This is a genomic window from Pseudodesulfovibrio sp., assembly GCF_028692895.1.
GTDB lineage: Bacteria > Desulfobacterota > Desulfovibrionia > Desulfovibrionales > Desulfovibrionaceae > Pseudodesulfovibrio.
Genome location: NZ_JAQUWN010000014.1, coordinates 25,030 through 41,004, shown reverse-complemented (window position 1 = coordinate 41,004; position 15,975 = coordinate 25,030). Strand labels below are relative to the sequence as shown.

The 15,975-nt window shown below is 67.4% G+C and carries 17 protein-coding genes; 12 read left to right on the top strand and 5 right to left on the bottom strand.

The genetic code is table 11. From position 1 onward, the window contains the following. The first annotated feature begins 53 nt into the window (after window positions 1-53). Window positions 54-839, top strand: a complete 786-nt coding sequence (locus PHP91_RS05450; protein WP_300138017.1) for a transporter substrate-binding domain-containing protein — start codon at window positions 54-56, stop codon at window positions 837-839. Window positions 840-917: 78 nt separating this feature from the next. On the opposite strand, the gene PHP91_RS05445 is transcribed toward PHP91_RS05450, so the two are convergent. The 5 genes from PHP91_RS05445 to PHP91_RS05425 all read right to left on the bottom strand — a co-directional run bounded on the left by PHP91_RS05445 (window position 918) and on the right by PHP91_RS05425 (window position 4,278). Beyond that, window positions 918-1,040 carry a hypothetical protein gene (locus PHP91_RS05445; RefSeq protein ID WP_300138014.1) on the bottom strand — a complete coding sequence of 41 codons (123 nt, stop codon included), beginning with the start codon at window positions 1,038-1,040 and terminating at the stop codon, window positions 918-920. 209 nt (window positions 1,041-1,249) lie between these two features. Beyond that, window positions 1,250-1,981, bottom strand: coding sequence for a tetratricopeptide repeat protein (locus PHP91_RS05440; protein WP_300138011.1), 732 nt, complete (start codon window positions 1,979-1,981; stop codon window positions 1,250-1,252). Window positions 1,982-2,182: 201 nt separating this feature from the next. Continuing rightward, window positions 2,183-2,647: a TadE/TadG family type IV pilus assembly protein gene (locus PHP91_RS05435; RefSeq protein WP_300138009.1), complete on the bottom strand. Its 465-nt coding sequence runs from the start codon at window positions 2,645-2,647 to the stop codon at window positions 2,183-2,185. 10 nt (window positions 2,648-2,657) lie between these two features. Then, window positions 2,658-3,869 (bottom strand): pilus assembly protein TadG-related protein, encoded by a 1,212-nt coding sequence (locus PHP91_RS05430; protein WP_300138082.1) that lies wholly within the window; start codon window positions 3,867-3,869, stop codon window positions 2,658-2,660. A 28-nt stretch (window positions 3,870-3,897) separates the two neighbouring features. Next, the gene (locus PHP91_RS05425; protein ID WP_300138006.1) at window positions 3,898-4,278 is read right to left on the bottom strand and encodes a TadE/TadG family type IV pilus assembly protein; all 381 of its coding nucleotides are present in this window, start codon (window positions 4,276-4,278) and stop codon (window positions 3,898-3,900) included. Between the two features lie 257 nt (window positions 4,279-4,535). Between PHP91_RS05425 and PHP91_RS05420 the strand changes: the two genes are divergently transcribed. From PHP91_RS05420 to PHP91_RS05370, 11 genes are all read left to right on the top strand, one after another. Continuing rightward, window positions 4,536-5,918, top strand: a complete 1,383-nt coding sequence (locus PHP91_RS05420) for a sigma-54 dependent transcriptional regulator (protein WP_300138003.1) — start codon at window positions 4,536-4,538, stop codon at window positions 5,916-5,918. A 540-nt stretch (window positions 5,919-6,458) separates the two neighbouring features. After that, window positions 6,459-6,623, top strand: a complete 165-nt coding sequence (locus tag PHP91_RS05415) for a Flp family type IVb pilin (protein WP_300138000.1) — start codon at window positions 6,459-6,461, stop codon at window positions 6,621-6,623. Window positions 6,624-6,763: 140 nt separating this feature from the next. Further along, window positions 6,764-7,306 (top strand): prepilin peptidase, encoded by a 543-nt coding sequence (locus tag PHP91_RS05410; RefSeq protein WP_300137997.1) that lies wholly within the window; start codon window positions 6,764-6,766, stop codon window positions 7,304-7,306. 9 nt (window positions 7,307-7,315) lie between these two features. After that, window positions 7,316-8,131, top strand: coding sequence for a Flp pilus assembly protein CpaB (gene cpaB, locus PHP91_RS05405; RefSeq protein WP_300137995.1), 816 nt, complete (start codon window positions 7,316-7,318; stop codon window positions 8,129-8,131). A gap of 9 nt (window positions 8,132-8,140) precedes the next feature. Next, entirely contained in the window at window positions 8,141-9,583 is a 1,443-nt protein-coding gene (locus PHP91_RS05400) for a type II and III secretion system protein family protein (RefSeq protein WP_300137992.1), read from the top strand. Window positions 9,584-9,595: 12 nt separating this feature from the next. Then, a complete protein-coding gene (locus tag PHP91_RS05395) occupies window positions 9,596-9,871 on the top strand; it encodes a hypothetical protein (RefSeq protein WP_300137989.1) in 276 nt (91 codons plus the stop codon). Window positions 9,872-9,944: 73 nt separating this feature from the next. After that, window positions 9,945-11,135 carry a histidine kinase gene (locus PHP91_RS05390; RefSeq protein WP_300137986.1) on the top strand — a complete coding sequence of 397 codons (1,191 nt, stop codon included), beginning with the start codon at window positions 9,945-9,947 and terminating at the stop codon, window positions 11,133-11,135. Next, window positions 11,132-12,520, top strand: a complete 1,389-nt coding sequence (locus PHP91_RS05385) for a CpaF family protein (protein ID WP_300137984.1) — start codon at window positions 11,132-11,134, stop codon at window positions 12,518-12,520. Before PHP91_RS05390 ends, PHP91_RS05385 begins: the two co-directional genes overlap by 4 nt. Further along, a complete protein-coding gene (locus PHP91_RS05380) occupies window positions 12,517-13,491 on the top strand; it encodes a type II secretion system F family protein (RefSeq protein WP_300137982.1) in 975 nt (324 codons plus the stop codon). The genes PHP91_RS05385 and PHP91_RS05380 overlap by 4 nt, the downstream gene beginning before the upstream one ends. 10 nt (window positions 13,492-13,501) lie before the next feature. Then, a complete protein-coding gene (locus tag PHP91_RS05375; RefSeq protein WP_300137979.1) occupies window positions 13,502-14,458 on the top strand; it encodes a type II secretion system F family protein in 957 nt (318 codons plus the stop codon). 24 nt (window positions 14,459-14,482) lie between these two features. Then, window positions 14,483-15,847: a tetratricopeptide repeat protein gene (locus tag PHP91_RS05370; RefSeq protein ID WP_300137977.1), complete on the top strand. Its 1,365-nt coding sequence runs from the start codon at window positions 14,483-14,485 to the stop codon at window positions 15,845-15,847. The last annotated feature ends 128 nt before the right edge of the window (window positions 15,848-15,975 follow it).

The window sequence follows — 15,975 nt, the reverse complement described above, 5'->3', positions numbered from 1 at the left end:
GCTCATTTGATTTGGCGCTGGACGCGCCGTTGTTTGTCGGATATGGGCAAGGGATGTTCCATTTGCGGTCCCGCTTCTTCAGCGCGCTCCTGGCCGTCGCGCTGGCCGCGCTTTTCGCCGTTCCCGCCCTGGCGCAAGACGTGCGCATCGGCATCGGTTTCGTGCTGCCGCCCTACGTCATCCGCGAGAACAACCAGGGGCTGGAGGTGGAGATCATCCAGCAGGCTCTGGCCGTATCCGGGCGTTCCCCGGTCTTCGTCTACCTGCCCAACCTGCGCCTGCCCATGGAGCTGTCGCGCGGGACCCTCGACGCCGTGGCCGCCAACCTGTCCTACGACCTGGGCCGGGAGACGGGTCTGCCTGTCTTTCACTCCGCCGAGACCCTCGCCTATCACAACTACGCCATCACCCTGGCCGAGAAGGGGCTGGTGGTGAACCGCCTGGGGGACCTGCTGGGCCGCCGGGTCCTGGCCTTCCAGAACGCGCACAAGTACCTGGGCCCCGAGTTCCGGCAGGTGACCGCCGAACTCGCCTGCTACCGGGAGCTGGCCGACCAGTCCCTGCACGTTGGCATGCTCTATGCCGACCGCGCGGACATCCTCATCTCCGACAAGCGCATTTTCTATTACTGGCGCAAGAAGCTCGCCGAATCCCCCCAGGCCAAGGGGCTGGGGCTGGACCGGCCGCTGACGTTCCACGACGTCTTCCCCCCGTCGCCCCGCGCCGTTTTCTTCATGAACCGGGAGCTGCGGGACGATTTCGACCGCGGCCTGAACGAGATCCGGAAGCGGGGCGAGATCAAGGCGCTCTGCCTCAAGTACCTCGGCGAAGTGCCCTGAGGGCCTCGGGCCAATTGATGAAAAAAAGCGCCCCGGCCGTTTTCGGTCGGGGCGCGTCGTTTTTTCGGGATGCTCGGGTTAGCGGGATTCCTCGCCGCCTTCGTTGCGTTCGTCCTGGCTCTCCGTCAGATTCTGGTCCCACAACTCGCAGTTGTCGGCGATGCAGGAGAGGCACGGTCCGGGATAATCCATGTTGGGCATAGTTTCCTCCTCGGTTGGAGAGGTGTCGGGCCATTCCCCGCAGGGCGGCCCGTTAATGTATTATTCGTATGTTCACATATGATAAGAATGGAATCGGGAATGGCAAGAGGGAGAGTGGAAAAAAAACGGCGGGCCGGGGGGCCGCAAGCCATGAAAAAAGCCGCCCCGGCTGGCCGGGGCGGCTGTTCGCGACGCGGGGTTCGCGCGGGTCAGGCCGCGCGTTTCTGGCAGTATTTGAGGAACTTCTGCGCTTCGATGAATTCGGGGTTGAGGCTCAGGGCCTGCTGCAGGTTGGTGATGCAGCGATCGTTCATGCCTTTTTCAAAATAGACCCGGGCCAGGTTGAAGTAGACGTTTTCGTCCTCGTCCACGATCTCCAGGGATTTTTCGTAGTAACGGATGGATTCGTCGTAGTGGCCGTTCTTGCGCAGGCTGATGCCGAACTGGTTGAAGCGCTGGCGATGCACGTAGGTGAAGGCCTCGCTCAGGCCGAGCAGGGTTTCGAGCACGCCGCGCAGCTTGTCGAACTCCTTTGTCTCGGAATAGACCTCGCCCAGGCCGTAGTTGGCCTCGACGCTCTTGTCGTCGATCATCAGGGCCTTGATGAACTGGTTTTCGGCCTCGTCCAGCTTGCCCTCGGCAAAGGCCTTGGTGCCCATTTCGATCTTGCGGGCCAGGCTCTTCAGGGCCGGGACGGTGTGGATGCGGTAGTAGCTGGGCTCGGGCGTGTACTGCTTGAGGAAATCCATGGCCTTCAGCTCGGACCGCACGCCCGAGGGGACGTGCTGGGCGTTGAGGGGCTGGACCTCGAACCGGTCCTCGCCGAGCTGGCGGGCGTACCAATAAGTGACGTTCGCATGGGTGGACTGGGTGCCGCCCGTGCCAAGTTCCGCTTCCAGTTGCAGGGAATACACGCCGAGGATCTGTGGGAAGTCGCTCACTCTTTTTTGCTCCGTATCATGGCGTTGTCCCGGCGTTTGCGCGCGCCGGGGCTTTGCACCGCCTTGCCTGGAATTCTTAGCGCAGCGAGCGGTTAAAAGCAATTATTCTTATTCGGGGAATGCGGGGCGGCATGGAAAAGGCTCCCCGCCTGGGGAGCCTTTCCGGAGGGGGGATGCGGCGTGGCCGCGGAAAGAGCGGGATCAGTCGCAGGGCCGCCAGGGCTCGTTGAGCTTGCGGTCGGTCCCGCGCAGGGGAATGGTTTCGGGCAGGGCCGAGCCGATGACCGGGGTGAAGGGGTGGTAGGTGTAGGTCACGTCCACCTCGACCATCTGGCAGGGGCCGCCAGCGTCGCCCTCCACGCCGTCGCCCTCGGGCAGGCCGGCGGGCCAGGAACGGACCACGATGGTCTTTTCGCCCTTGTCCAGGTGGTCCATCCATTCCTCGGCCACCCCGAGGATTTGGGACATACGCGTGCCCTGGTCCTCGCCCTGGCCGGTGGCCGCGAAGCGCGCGCCGGACTGGGCCGCCTTCTGGATGGTCAGCCAGGAGTAGAACATCACCCCGCCCTCGATGAGGGCCATGGCCAGGGCCAGGAGCAGGGGCAGGATCAGGGCGAACTCCAGGGAGACCAGCCCCCTGCGGTGTCGATTGCGTGCCGTGTGCATGGTCGCCTCCCTAGTTGAGCAGCCGCCAGCCGAGCTGCTTGCCGATCCGCTTGAACACGTCCGGGATGTCGTAGACCGAGGGCGCGTCGAAATAGTGGTCGTCCGTGCCCGCCTTGCTGGAGGCGATGGACTTCATCAGGTTGACGTCCACCGTGTCCGAGGAGCCGAAGCGGATGGCGAATATCTCGATGCCCGCGTCCTTGGCGGCCTGCGCCTCGGCCAGCATGGCCGCGTTGAGCGCGCCGCCGTCGTCGCAGTGCGAGGCCTTGTCGCCCATGCCGTAGTATGCGTTGGTCCAGTAGACGTTGGGCCGGTATGAGGCGCGGTATGCCCCGCCGCACTCGCCGTCCTCGGTGTCGCCGTCGGTGAGCACGATCATGATCTTGCGAAAGTCGTCCCTGCTCCCGGCCTGGGTGTAGGGGGCCTCGGGGGTCAGGATGTGGCGGCCCCACTTGAGGCCCTCGGAGACGACCGTGCCCGACGCCGCGCCCAGGGCGTCCTGCCCGTTGATGGCCGCGATGACCGCGTTCTTGTCCTTGCTGAGCGGCATGGCCTCGGGGATGTCCGAGCAGGTGTCCAGCGGGATGGACTGCCGGTAGTAGTAGGGCAGGGCGTAGTATTCGTCCATGAACGCCTGGTTGATGCCGGTGTTCACCGATCCGTCGGCGTTGCGGCAGCCCGCGGCCAGCCCGTCCACGCCCGCGCCGACCCGGACCTTGCCCCGGAAGGCGACCATTCCGACCTTGGTGTCGGGCGAGGTCCCGTCAGGGATGAGCAGGTCGGTCAGGCCGATGGAGGCCTCCTTGACCATATTGATGGGCGCGCCCTTCATGGAGCCGGAGTTGTCGGTGACGAAGACCACCTCCAGCTTGTTGAAACCGGCGGCCGCCCTGGCCGTGATGTATTCGTCGGCAAGGTTCAGGAAGCGCATCAGGAAGAGCTGGACCTTGGCCCTGGCCTGGACCACCACGCTGCGCACCTCGGCGCCGGGCGCGACCGAAGTGACCTCGGCCCGCTCCATGTTGGCGGCGACCATGGAGAGCACGGCAGCCCGGACCAGACCCTTGTCCAGGTCGGGATCGTAGGGGAGCTCCAGGCTGCCCGCCAGCGCGCCCGCGTCCACCGCGGCCTGGAGGCGGGTGTGGGTGACGTACATGTTGCCCATGTCGATGGCCAGCCCAGCCACGGCCAGGAGCACGGGCAGGAGCATGGCCACCATCAGGCTGGTGGCCCCGCGCCGGGGGCCGCGCCTACGGCAGCGGCATGGTGGTGCGGGCGGCCAGTTGAATGGTCTCGCTGCCCACCAGGATTTCGAGGATGTTTTCGTTGAACGGGTGGTAGTCATAGCTCACCTCGACGGTAACGGTATCCGGTCCTTCGCTCACGGCGGTGGTCAGGCTGTCGCGGTCCAGGTCCGTGGTCAGGGCCTCGACCATGGCAGCCACGTTGGCGGTGTCCCCGTCGACAAGGGCCTTGCGGGCCCCCTCGCGGCTGGCCTCCACCAGGGTGGAATAGGCGTGCATGGCGCTCGCCCCCTCCACCAGGAAAAAGAGCAACAGGACCATGAGCGGGAGCAGCAACCCGAATTCCACGGCCGCGATGCCCCGGCGTGACGCGTCCCTCTTCCTCATTTCCATGTCTCCTTGCTCAAGATGCAATGCACGCCCCCGGCGGGCTTGCAACTGCGGCAAGCAACCAGCGTGCCACTCTATGAACAGATGTTTTTACTGAATCGGAACATCTTGAATTCTCAGGATAATATAGTAAGATATAGATTATTAAAATAGGACGAATGAAATGTAATCGAGAACAGTTGTCTATTTTATGTGGAGTTTTGTCGGGGCTGGGGGTAGGGTGACCACGAAGCGTGGAGCACAAGGAGGCGGCCATGGCGGAGCGGATACTGGTGGTGGACGACGACCGGGCCTTTCAGGGCATGCTGGTGGAGGCGCTCATCGACAAGGGATACGGCGTGGAGGCCGCGTCCTCGGCCGAGGAGGGCATCCGCAAGGCCGCATCCGGCCGGTTCGACCTCATCCTGCACGACATCAAGCTGCCGGGCATGTCCGGCCTGGACGCCCTGGCCCATCTGGCCGAGGCCGCGCCGGGCGTGGACGTCATCGTCATGACCGGCTACGCCTCCAAGGACTCCGGGGTCCGGGCCATGCAGAAGGGAGCCTACGACTATTTCACCAAGCCCTTTTCCCTGAGCGAGATGGAGGTGGTGGTCCGCCGCGCCCTGGAAAAACGGCGGCTCCAGTCCGAACTGGCCGAGCTGAAACGCCGGGGCGGCGCCAGCCCGCTGGACAACATCATCGGCCAGTCCCCGGCCATGGGGGCGCTCAAGGAGCGCATCGCCCGCGTGGCCGAGCTCAACGCGGACGTCCTGGTCATGGGCGAGACCGGCACGGGCAAGGAGCTGGTCTCGGACACCATCCACGCCCTGAGCGCCCGGGCCTCCGGCCCCTTCGTCAAGATCAACTGCGCCGCCATTCCGGAAAACCTCATCGAAAGCGAGCTGTTCGGCCACGAGAAGGGGGCCTTCACCGGCGCGGCCGCCGCCCGGGCGGGCAAGTTCGAGCAGGCCAAGGGCGGCTCCCTGCTTCTGGACGAGATCGGCGACATGCCGCTGAACCTCCAGCCCAAGCTCCTGCGCGCCGTGGAGCAGAAACAGGCCGAGCGCCTGGGCGGGACCAAGCCCGTACTCTACGACGTGCGCATCATCGCGGCCACCAACCAGGAGCTGGAGAAACGGGTGGAGGAGGGCGCGTTCCGCAGCGACCTCTATTACCGGCTCAACGTGGCCACCCTCGTCCTGCCGCCGCTTCGGGAGCGCAAGAGCGACCTGCCCGAGCTGGCCGCGTTCTTTCTGGACCGGGCCAACCGGCGCATGGGCACGGACATCGCCTCGGTCTCGTCCGGGGCCATGCAGGCCTTCTTCAACTACGACTGGCCGGGCAACGTCCGCCAACTGGCCAACGCGGTGGAGCGCGCCGCCATCTTCTGCGCCGGGCCGGTCATCACGGAAAAGGACGTGGACCAGGCCTTTTCCAAGCGGCAGTCGGCCACGGCCAGCGACGCCCTGGCCCTGCCCGGCGCGGGCCTGCCCCTCAAGGACGCCCTGCGCGAGTACGAGCGCACCCTCATCGCCAACGCCCTGCGCGCGGCGGACGGCGTCCAGACCGAGGCCGCCGACACCCTGGGCATTTCGGCCAAGAATCTCTGGAACAAGCTCCAGAAGCACGGCATCGACCCCACGACCTTCAAATAGGTATATGGACCCGGCCGCCGGGTCCCCGTCCATTTCCCGCTCCCGACTCCTCCTTTCGCCTTCGCAATGCCCGCTCCCACCCCGGTTTCCCAGGAAACGTGGAGTGGCGGCCGCTCTTCCCGATCCATTGGCGTGATATCGTCAACATAGCGTAATCAAAGGATAACAGCGTATCGAGGCGGGCCTTCGGCGCTTCCCATCCCGCGTGGCGGGCGGCCTGGCCGGGCATATATTCCGAGACTCCATTATTGGTGGACTGCTGTGGTAACATGCCAATTTAAAAGGAGTTGTGTGGCTTGATGCGGAAGTCTGGCCGCTGCAACAACTCCACGAAAAATGTATTCTTCTGTTCGCAAAAGGCCGCGTTACGAGCGCCGATGGACATGGATATTTTTTTAGTCAAGTTATTACAATTTGTTACAAGTAAATATGAACGTGCCGATCCTCGGTGGCACACCGGTTGCTTTATCCGGGTCGTGGCTGATGCGGGGACAGTTCAAACCGCAAGTAAAAACGAAACCGTTTTCAAGGAGAAGTATCATGACCAAGCTGATGAACCTCATTCGTAACGAGGAAGGCGCGACCGCTCTGGAATACGGCCTGATCGCCGCCCTGATCGCGGGCGTCATCGCCGGCGCCGTCACCCTGCTGGGCAACCAGGTGAACACCGTCTTCACCGACCTGCAGGCCGACATGACCATCTAGGTCAAAAACTTTCCGTTTAACGGAAGCAGCCAGAGCAGCCGAACCGGGGCTTGCGGGAAGCAGCCCGCCAGCCCCGGTTCCGTCTTTCGGGGGGAAACGAGGGACGGAGGCCGAGTCGGCGTCTGGCAGGGGGAGGAACCATGAATTTCATCATCGCCGCCATCCTTGCGTCCGCGCTCCTGACCGCCGTGGTCACGGACCTGCGCGCCCGGCGCATCCACAACTGGCTCACTTTTCCGCTCATGCTCTCCGGGTTCGTCTTCCACGCCGTGGTCGGCGGGCCGGGCGGCCTGGGCTTCAGCGCGGCCGGGTTCGGCCTGGGGCTGGCGGCCATGCTCCTGCCCTTCCTTCTGGGCGTCATGGGCGCGGGCGACGTCAAGCTCATGGCCGGTGTCGGCGCATGGGTCGGCGCGTCCACCATCCTGGCCGCCTTCCTCTTCACCTGCCTGGCGGGCGGGGTCTACGCCCTGGGCGTTCTCGCCTTCCACCGCGCGGCGGCCCGGCAGGTCCTGCTGAACCTGAAGGGCGCGTTCTACGGCTTCATGGCCACGCGCCGTTTCAACTACGCGCCGTCCGCCTCCGCCGCCCTGCCGCGCCTGTGCTACGGCGTGGCCATCGCGGCGGGCACCGTGGCCGCCGTGGGCCTGAACCTCGTCCGGACCGGCTCGGTCCTGGCGCAGTAGGGGGGAGCCATGAGCAAGTCGTCGCGCGCAATGGTCCAGATTTCCGTGGCCCTGGTCCTGGCCCTGGCGGCCGGAGTGGTCATGTTCCGGTGGACCTCCGCCGTGAAGCGCCAGCATCCGGCGGGCCAGGCGTCGGCCAGGACCGCGCCCGTGGTCGTGGCCAAGGCCGACATCCCGCTCGGAACCAAGCTGACGGCCGGGATGCTCCTGGTGCGGCCCTTCACCACCGACTCCCGGCCGCCGGACGCCTTTGCCGAAGTGGCGGCCGTGGAAGGCCGGGTCCTGAACGTGGCCGTGGGCGTCAACGAGGCCGTCACCGCCCGCAAGCTGGCCGACAAGTCCGTCATGGGCGGCGGGGTTTCCGCGCTCATCGAGCCGGGCAAGCGGGCCATGGCCGTCAAGGGCAACGCCGTCATGGGGCTGGCCGGTTTCGTCCGGCCGGGCGACCGGGTGGACGTCCTCGTCTCCCTGACCGTGGGCAAGGAGGACAAGCCCGTGGCCAAGCTCGTGCTGGAGCGGGTCAAGGTCCTGGCCACCGGCTCCGAACTGACCCCGAACGGCGAAGGCAAGACCGCGCCCGTGGACGTCTACACCCTGGAGCTGACCCCGGAGGAGAGCGAGCGTCTGGCCCTGGCCGCCACGCGCGGCACCCTGCACTTCGCCCTGCGCAACGAGCAGGACGCCGAGACCGTGCTGACCACCGGGGCCACCGTGCCCTCGGCCCTGGCCGCCCTCAAGCCCAAGCCGAAGCCGCGACCGGCCCCCAGGCCCAAGGTCACGGTCGAGGTCATCACCGGCGGCAGCAGCCAGCAGATGACCTTCTAGGAGACGGACATGACTGATTCGCGCACCGCAACACACCTGTCGGCCGCCCTGGCCCTGGCCTGCCTGATCTGCCTCGCCGCCGCCTCCCCGGCCCCGGCCGCGGTCGAGGTCCTGGACACCGAGGCCCCCGGCGTGATCCGCATCGTGGCCGGAAAGTCCACCATCCTGAACACCGCCGAGCTGGTGAGCCGCGTCTCCCTGTCCACCGAGGAGGCCGCGTCCATCATCATCCTCTCGCCCCGCCAGGTCTACATCACCGGGCGCAAGATGGGCACCGCCACCCTGACCCTGTGGACCGGCGAGCGGGTGCTCAACGTCTACGACCTGGTCGTCACCCCGGACGTGACGCGCCTCAAGCGCATGATCCACGAGATTTTCCCGGACGAGACCGGCGTGAAGGTCCTGTCCTCCGGCCAGTCCATCACCCTGTCCGGCTCGGTCAACAACACCGGCAACCTGACCTCCATCCTGGCCCTGGCCGAGGCCGAGGCTCCTGACAAGGTGGTCAACCTCCTGCGCGTGGACGGCGTCCAGCAGGTCATGCTGGAGGTCCGCGTGGCCGAGATGACCCGCACGGCCATGAAGCGCATGGGCATCAACCTGTTCGGAACCATCTCCAACTTCACCTTCTATTCCTTCCTGAACAACTTGAGCTCCCTGAATGCCGCAGGCACCCTGGTCGAACTGACCGACAAGATCAACGGCGTGGTCCAGTACAGCAGCGGGTCCACCTCCATCTCCGGCCTGTTCGACGCGCTGAAGGCCAACGGGCTGATCCGCACCCTGGCCGAGCCCAACCTGACCTGCGTCTCCGGCGAGTCCGCCGACTTCCTGGTGGGCGGCGAGGTGCCCATCCCCATCCCCCAGGCCCTGGGCCAGGTGGCGGTGGAGTTCAAGCCCTTCGGCATCGGGCTCAAGTTCACGCCCACGGTGCTCTCGGCCGGGCTCATCAACCTGCGCGTCTCGCCCGAGGTCTCGGACCTGGACTACTCGCGCCAGGTCAGTTTCGACGGCTACGAGATTCCGGCCATCACCACGCGCAAGGCGTCCACCACCATCGACCTGGCCGACGGCCAGTCCTTCGCCATCGCCGGGCTCATCAGCGACCAGCTCAAGGAGAACTCCAACCGCTTCCCGGTCCTGGGCGACGTGCCGGTGCTGGGGACCCTGTTCCGCAGCCAGGACTTCGAGCGCAACAAGACCGAACTGGTCATCATCGTCACCGCCCACCTGGCCAAGCCCATGGACCTGGCCAGGCAGACCCTGCCCACAGACGGGTTCAAGGAGGCCGACGACTTCGAGTTCTACATGCTCGGCCTGCTGGAAGGAAAGAAGGACAAGCCCGGGGCCTCCCCGGTGGGGCAGGCGCCGGACGACAAGGCCGCGCCCGGCACCGTGGTCCGGCCCGAATCGGGCTTCGACGGCGAATTCGGCCACACCTGGCCCAAGTAGAGGAGGATCGTCATGCAGAACATTTTCATCTATCTCGCCATCTTCGGCATCATGTTCCAGGCCGGTTGCGGGGCCATGGTCGAGCGGGAGCCGACCACGCCCGCCTTCGGCAGCTCGGTCCGGCTGGCCGTGAGCCAGCAGATCGCGGACCCGGCCCCGCCGTCGGACGCGCCCGTGGCCTTCAAGGACGGCCGCTACGCCGCCGCCGTGGCCAGGAAGTACCAGGAAGGGCCGCAGTCCAAGCCGAACGACGGCATGTCCATTTCGGAGATCGTCATCGGCAAGTAGCGGGACGGCCGGGCGCGACAGGGGAAAGGGCGCGCCGTCCGGCTGGCCAGGACGTGAGGAAAAAGGGGGAACCGTGAACAATCGAATCATACCCGTGACCCTGGCGCTCATCGACAGCGGGGAGCGCCGCAGGCTGGAGTCCATCATCGGCGCGAGCCCCATGGTCCGCCTGCTCGATGACGACGCCGACGAGATGGGCGTGCTCATCTACGAGCCCGGCCCCAACGTGGACGAGGACATGCCGCAGATCATCCACGCCCTGGAGACCGGCCAGGCCGAGGATGTCTACCTGGCCGGACGGGACGCGGACGCGGACGTGCTCATCCGGGGGATGCGCAGCGGCATCCGCGAGTTCCTGCGCTACCCGGTCAGCGAGGAGGACTTCCGTGGCGCGATCATGCGCACGGCCATGCGCCGGAGCCTGAGCGAGCCCGACGGCGAGCGCGGGCGGCTGGTCACCCTGTTCGGGGCCAAGCCCGGCCTGGGCGTCACCACCCTGGCCACGAGCCTGGCCTGGGCCGTGGAGCGGCAGGCGCCCGGCTCGGCCATCCTGGTGGACCTGCGCCGCCCGGCGGGCGAGGCGCCGTATTTCCTGGACCTCAAGCACGAATACCACTGGGGCCACCTGACCGAGGACATCACCCGGCTCGACGCCACCTACCTCAAGAGCGTGGTGGCCACCCATCCCTCGGGCCTGCGCGTCCTGCCCGCGCCCCCCGGCCCGGACCGGCCCGACCCGCAGTCCCTGCACCTCATCCTGGAGCAGTTGCGCCAGTGCTTCGAGTGCGTCATCGTGGACACGGCCTGGCCCGACGACGGTGAGCTGCCGCGCGAGGTGGAGCAGGCCGACCACATCTTCGCCGTGACCCAGTTGACCCTGCCCTGCCTGGCCCGCACGGCCCGGCTGCTGGAAGGGCTGCGCGGCCAGGCCCCGGACGCCGGGCGCCGGTTGCGCCTCGTGGCCAACCGTGTCACCCGCGACGGGTCCATCACCGTGGAGGAGGCGGCCGAGGTCCTGAACAAGGGCGTCTTCCTGTCCGTGCCCGAGGACGGCCCGGCCGCGCTCTCCGCCCTGAACCAGGGCGTGCCGCTGATCCAGGCCTTTCCCAAGTCCCCGGCCAGCCGCGCCGTGGCCCGCCTGGCCCGCGCCCTGGCGCCCAAGCGGGAGAAGGCGCGCAAGGGCATCCGCCTGCCCTTCGCCGGGCTCTTCGGCCGCAAGGCCAAGGCCGGCCCTGAAGCGGGTCTCGCGGAGGCCGCGTCATGAGCATCGCCGCACGCCTCAACCGCAACGCCGCCAAGGCCCGTCCCGCCGCCCCGGCGCGGGGCAGGGACGCCAAGGACGCGCCCGGCGACCGGACCGACCACTATTTCGAGATCAAGACCCGCATCCACGACCGGCTCATCGACATGATCGACCTCTCGCTCCTCGACACCCTGAGCGAGACCGAGATGCGCGCCGAGATCGCCAAGGTCACCGAGGGGCTGCTCTGGGAGGAGTTCCGCAGCGCGCCGCTCAACCTGGCCGAGCGCAAGCGGATGCTCACCGAGATCCAGGACGAGGTCATCGGCCTGGGGCCGCTGGAGCCCTACGTCAAGGACCCCACGGTCAACGACATCCTGGTCAACGGCTACAAGCAGGTCTACGTGGAGCGGCGGGGCAAGCTGGAGCTGACCCCGGCCAGGTTCCGCGACGACGACCACCTGCGCAAGATCATCGACCGCATCGTCTCCCTGGTGGGGCGGCGCATCGACGAGTCCCAGCCCCTGTGCGACGCCCGGCTGCTGGACGGCTCGCGCGTCAACGCGGTCATCCCGCCCCTGGCCATCGACGGCCCGTCGCTCTCCATCCGCAAGTTCTCCCGCGACCCGCTGGAGGTCGCCGACCTCATCGGCTTCGGGGCCATGACCCCGCCCATGGCCGACCTGCTGGACGGCATCGTCAGGTCGCGGCTCAACGTGCTCATCTCCGGCGGCACGGGCTCGGGCAAGACCACGCTGCTCAACTGCCTGTCCCGGTTCATCCCCGAGGACGAGCGCATCGTCACCATCGAGGACGCGGCCGAGCTCCAGCTCAAGCAGGACCACGTGGTCCGGCTGGAGACCCGCCCGGCCAACATCGAGGGCAAGGGCGAGATCGACCAGCGCGAGCTGGTCAAGAACTGCCTGCGGATGCGCCCGGACCGGATCATCGTGGGCGAGGTCCGCGCGGCCGAGGCCCTGGACATGCTCCAGGCCATGAACACCGGCCACGACGGCTCCCTGACCACCATTCACGCCAACTCCCCGCGCGACGCCATGATGCGGCTCGAAACCATGGTCTCCATGGCGGGCCTCAACCTCTCGCCCCTGTCCATGAAGCGGTACATCTCGTCCGCCGTGGACGTGGTCATCCAGGCCACCCGCCTGGTGGACGGCGCGCGCAAGGTCATCTCCATCCAGGAGGTCACCGGCATGGAGGGCGAGATGATAACCATGCAGGAGATCTTCGCCTACGAGCAGACCGGCGTCACCAGGGACGGCAAGGTTGAGGGCTACCACACCGCGCGCGGCATCCGGCCCAAGTTTGCGGCCAAGATGGAGCGCATGGGCCGCCCGTTCCCGGCCGAGATGTTCGTGCCCGCCCGGCAGGCGGGGAGGGGGCGGCAATGAGCCTGACCCTGCTGATCGTCGTCCTGGGCGTGGTTTCCGCCTTTCTGCTGGCCTCGGGCGTGGCGGCCCTGCTCACGGCCCGGCGCGAGGAGGCCGGGGAGCGGGTCGGCCGCCGGTTGCGCCGCCTGGCCCTGCACGAACTGGAGAGCCCGTCCCTCGACCTGCTCCTGGCCCAGTCCTCCATGAGCCAGGTCCCGTGGTTCAACCGGCTCCTGGAGCGGGCCCGGTTCGCCTCGCGCCTCTCCCTGACCATCCGCCAGGCGGCGGCCAAGGGCACGGCCGGGACCTTCCTGCTCCTTTCCGGGGTGCTCGGCATGGCCGGGTTCTACGGCGGGCTGGCCTTCTCGGGCCGGTGGTGGGTGGGCGCGCTCCTGGCGGGCGTGGCGGGCTACCTGCCCTTCGTCTGGCTGAACCAGAAGAAGCGGGCCCGCATGGACGCCTTCCACCGCCAGTTGCCCGAGGTCCTGGACCTGATGAGCCGCGCGCTCAAGGCAGGGCACACCTTCGGCGGGGCCATGCGCATGGTGGCCGAGGAGTTCGACGATCCGGTGGGCGGAGAGTTCCGCAAGACCCTCGACGAAATCAACTACGGCCTGGACGTGGACCGGGCCCTGAACAACCTGCTCACCCGGGTGGACGTCACTGACCTCAAGTTCTTCGCCGTGTCCGTGAACATCCAGCGCGAGACCGGCGGCAACCTGGCCGAGATCGTGGAGAACATCGCCCGGCTGGTGCGCGAGCGGTTCGTGCTCTTCGGCAAGGTCCGCGTGCTCTCGGCCGAGGGCCGCCTCTCGGCCTGGCTGCTCTCGGCCCTGCCCTTCGTGGTCACGCTGATCCTCTACCTCATCAACCCCGGCTACATGAGCCGGATGTGGACCACGGAGCTGGGGCAGCAAATGAGCTACGGCGCGGTCATCGGCATGGGCTTCGGCATGTGGTGCATGCGCCGCATGGTCAACATCAAGGTCTAGGGAGGCGCGCATGTCCGGTTCCGACTACCTTCCGCTCTTCGCCGCGTGCCTGGCCTTCGTCTCGGTGCTCCTGGCAGCGCGCGGGCTCATGGGCTACCTGGGCAACGCCTCCGCCGCCGCCCGGCTGAAGGAGCGCATCTCCGGCCGTCCCCAGCGCCGCCGCGACTCCCTGCTCGCCCCGCTGGCCGGGCTGGGCCGGGCGCTGACCGCCCATTTCGAGCGCATCGGGGCCAAGGTCGGCCCCCGCGACGCGGCCGAGCTCGACAGGAACCGGCTGGCCCTGATCCAGGCGGGGCTGCGCACGCGCAACGCCCCGGTCCTGTTCCAGGGGGTCAAGGTCTTCCTGGCCGTGCTCCTGGGCGGCGGGTTCCTGGCGGCGCGATTTTTCGGCGGGCTGGAGCTCAGCGTGCTCTGGACCTGCCTGGGCGCGGCGTTCCTGGCCGTGCTCGGGGCCTACGCCCCGGAGGCCTGGCTGCGGCGCAAGGTCGAGGCCCGGCGCAGGCGCGTGGCCGATGAACTGCCCGACGCCCTGGACCTGCTGGTCGTCTGCGTGGAGTCCGGCATGGGGCTCGACCAGGCCATCGACCGCGTCTGCACCGAGCTGGTCCTTTCCGGCCCGGTCATCAGCTCGGAGCTCAAGCTCATGACCCTGGAGCTGCGCGCGGGCAAGGCGCGGGCCGACGCCCTGCGCGGCCTGTCCGAGCGGGTGGGGCTCGACGACCTTTCCAGCCTGACCTCGCTGCTGGTCCAGGCCGACGTCTTCGGCATCAGCGTGGGCCGCACCCTGCGGGTCTACTCCGACGCCATGCGCACCAAGCGCTCCCAGCGCGCCGAGGAGCTGGCGGCCAAGCTGCCGGTCAAGCTCCTGCTCCCGCTGGTGGGATTCATTTTGCCCGCCCTGTTCGTGACTATCATGGGACCGGCCGGGCTGACGTTCATCGAGGTCTTCGCCAAGGTGAACAACTAGGCCGCCCTCAAGGAGGAAACGATCATGAAGAAGTCCATCCTGACCCTCGCCGTCCTGCTCCTCGGCCTTTCGATGGCCGGTTGCGCCGCCAGGCAGAAGGAGCCGTCGTTCCAGGAATTCGCCTGGGGCAAGGAGGGACCGGTCGACCTGACCGGGGACCAGCACGAGCAGGCGGGCGACGGCTTCCTGCGCCGGGGCAACTCGGAAATGGCCTTCGTGCACTACAACAAGGCCCTGGAGAAGGACCCGGAGAACCTGGGCGTGCGCATCAAGAAGGGCGACCTGCTGGTGACCAAGGGGCTGGACGAGCAGGCCCTGGCCGAATACCTCCACGTCCTGCAAAAGGAGCCGGACCACGCCATCGCCAACGAGGCGGCCGGGTCCGTCTACTTCCGCGCCGGGCTCTACGCCGAGGCCGAGACCCACCTGTCCCGCGCCGTGGACGGCAACCCCATGCTCTGGAAGGCCCAGAACTACCTGGGCAACCTCTACGACCGCCAGGGCCGGTACGAGGACGCGCGCGCCCATTTCCTGCGCGCCCTGGAGCTGCACCAGGGACAGTTCAAGGATGAAATCTACAACAATCTCGGCGTGGTCCAGATCGCGCTCAAGCAGTATGGCGACGCGGTCAATTCCTTCCGCTACGCCCTGAAGAACGGGGGCGTCTCGCCCCGCACCTACAACAACCTCGGCCTGGCCCTGGCCCGCCAGGGACGCCTGGTCGAGGCCCTCGAAGCCTTCAAGTACGCCGGGGGCGAGTCCAGGGCCAACAACAACCTGGGCTACGTCCTCCTGGCCGACGGCCGGGCCGCCGAGTCCGTGCCGTACTTCGAGCGCGCCGTGGAGCTGGCCCCCAGCTACTACGTCAAGGCCGCCGAAAACCTGAAGCGCGCCCGCATGGCCGCCCGGTTCGCCGACGCGCAGCCCGAGGCCGCCGCAGCCGAAATTCAAACCAGCGGTTCCACCCCGAACCCGCTGCCCCGCGATCCTTTCCCCGGAGCGGGGCAGAACCCCGGCGGGCCTGCGGCATCTCCCGCAGCCGCAGGTCCGCCTTCCGGGGATGTCCGGCCCATCGCCTGGCATCCGGGAACAGGGGACGCCATAACTTCCCCCACCTGGGGCATGCACGTCAGCTCCTGGCGCGACCACGGCAGGGCCTTCCGGCACTGCCGCAAGCTCGCCGGGCAGGGCTACGAGCCCTGGATCAACCAGGTGGACCTGGGCGACAAGGGCATCTGGTATCGCGTTCTGGTGGGGCGCTACCCCAGCGTGAACGCGGCCAGGGCCGACCGCGCGCACATCCTGGGCGAGCTCAAGCTCGACCGCGCGCCCATCTACGAGCTGGTCACGCCCGCCCTGGACGGTTCCCACCTCAGGCAGGGCGAGTAAACGCCGTGAAGAGGGGCCAACCTCCCCGCAGAGGCGCGGAGCCGGGCCGGACGCCCCCCGTCCGGCCCGGCTTCCTGGCTCTTGCCGGGGAACTTTCCTTTTTTGACGGAGTTCAATATGTTGGGGGA

Coding starts and splice junctions, on each gene's coding strand:
- PHP91_RS05450 (WP_300138017.1), top strand. CDS start 54: ATGTTCCATTTGCGGTCCCGCTTCTTCAGCGCGCTCCTGGCCGTCGCG.
- PHP91_RS05445 (WP_300138014.1), bottom strand. CDS start 1,040: ATGCCCAACATGGATTATCCCGGACCGTGCCTCTCCTGCATCGCCGAC.
- PHP91_RS05435 (WP_300138009.1), bottom strand. CDS start 2,647: ATGCACACGGCACGCAATCGACACCGCAGGGGGCTGGTCTCCCTGGAG.
- PHP91_RS05425 (WP_300138006.1), bottom strand. CDS start 4,278: ATGAGGAAGAGGGACGCGTCACGCCGGGGCATCGCGGCCGTGGAATTC.
- PHP91_RS05420 (WP_300138003.1), top strand. CDS start 4,536: ATGGCGGAGCGGATACTGGTGGTGGACGACGACCGGGCCTTTCAGGGC.
- PHP91_RS05415 (WP_300138000.1), top strand. CDS start 6,459: ATGACCAAGCTGATGAACCTCATTCGTAACGAGGAAGGCGCGACCGCT.
- PHP91_RS05410 (WP_300137997.1), top strand. CDS start 6,764: ATGAATTTCATCATCGCCGCCATCCTTGCGTCCGCGCTCCTGACCGCC.
- cpaB (WP_300137995.1), top strand. CDS start 7,316: ATGAGCAAGTCGTCGCGCGCAATGGTCCAGATTTCCGTGGCCCTGGTC.
- PHP91_RS05400 (WP_300137992.1), top strand. CDS start 8,141: ATGACTGATTCGCGCACCGCAACACACCTGTCGGCCGCCCTGGCCCTG.
- PHP91_RS05395 (WP_300137989.1), top strand. CDS start 9,596: ATGCAGAACATTTTCATCTATCTCGCCATCTTCGGCATCATGTTCCAG.
- PHP91_RS05385 (WP_300137984.1), top strand. CDS start 11,132: ATGAGCATCGCCGCACGCCTCAACCGCAACGCCGCCAAGGCCCGTCCC.
- PHP91_RS05380 (WP_300137982.1), top strand. CDS start 12,517: ATGAGCCTGACCCTGCTGATCGTCGTCCTGGGCGTGGTTTCCGCCTTT.
- PHP91_RS05375 (WP_300137979.1), top strand. CDS start 13,502: ATGTCCGGTTCCGACTACCTTCCGCTCTTCGCCGCGTGCCTGGCCTTC.
- PHP91_RS05370 (WP_300137977.1), top strand. CDS start 14,483: ATGAAGAAGTCCATCCTGACCCTCGCCGTCCTGCTCCTCGGCCTTTCG.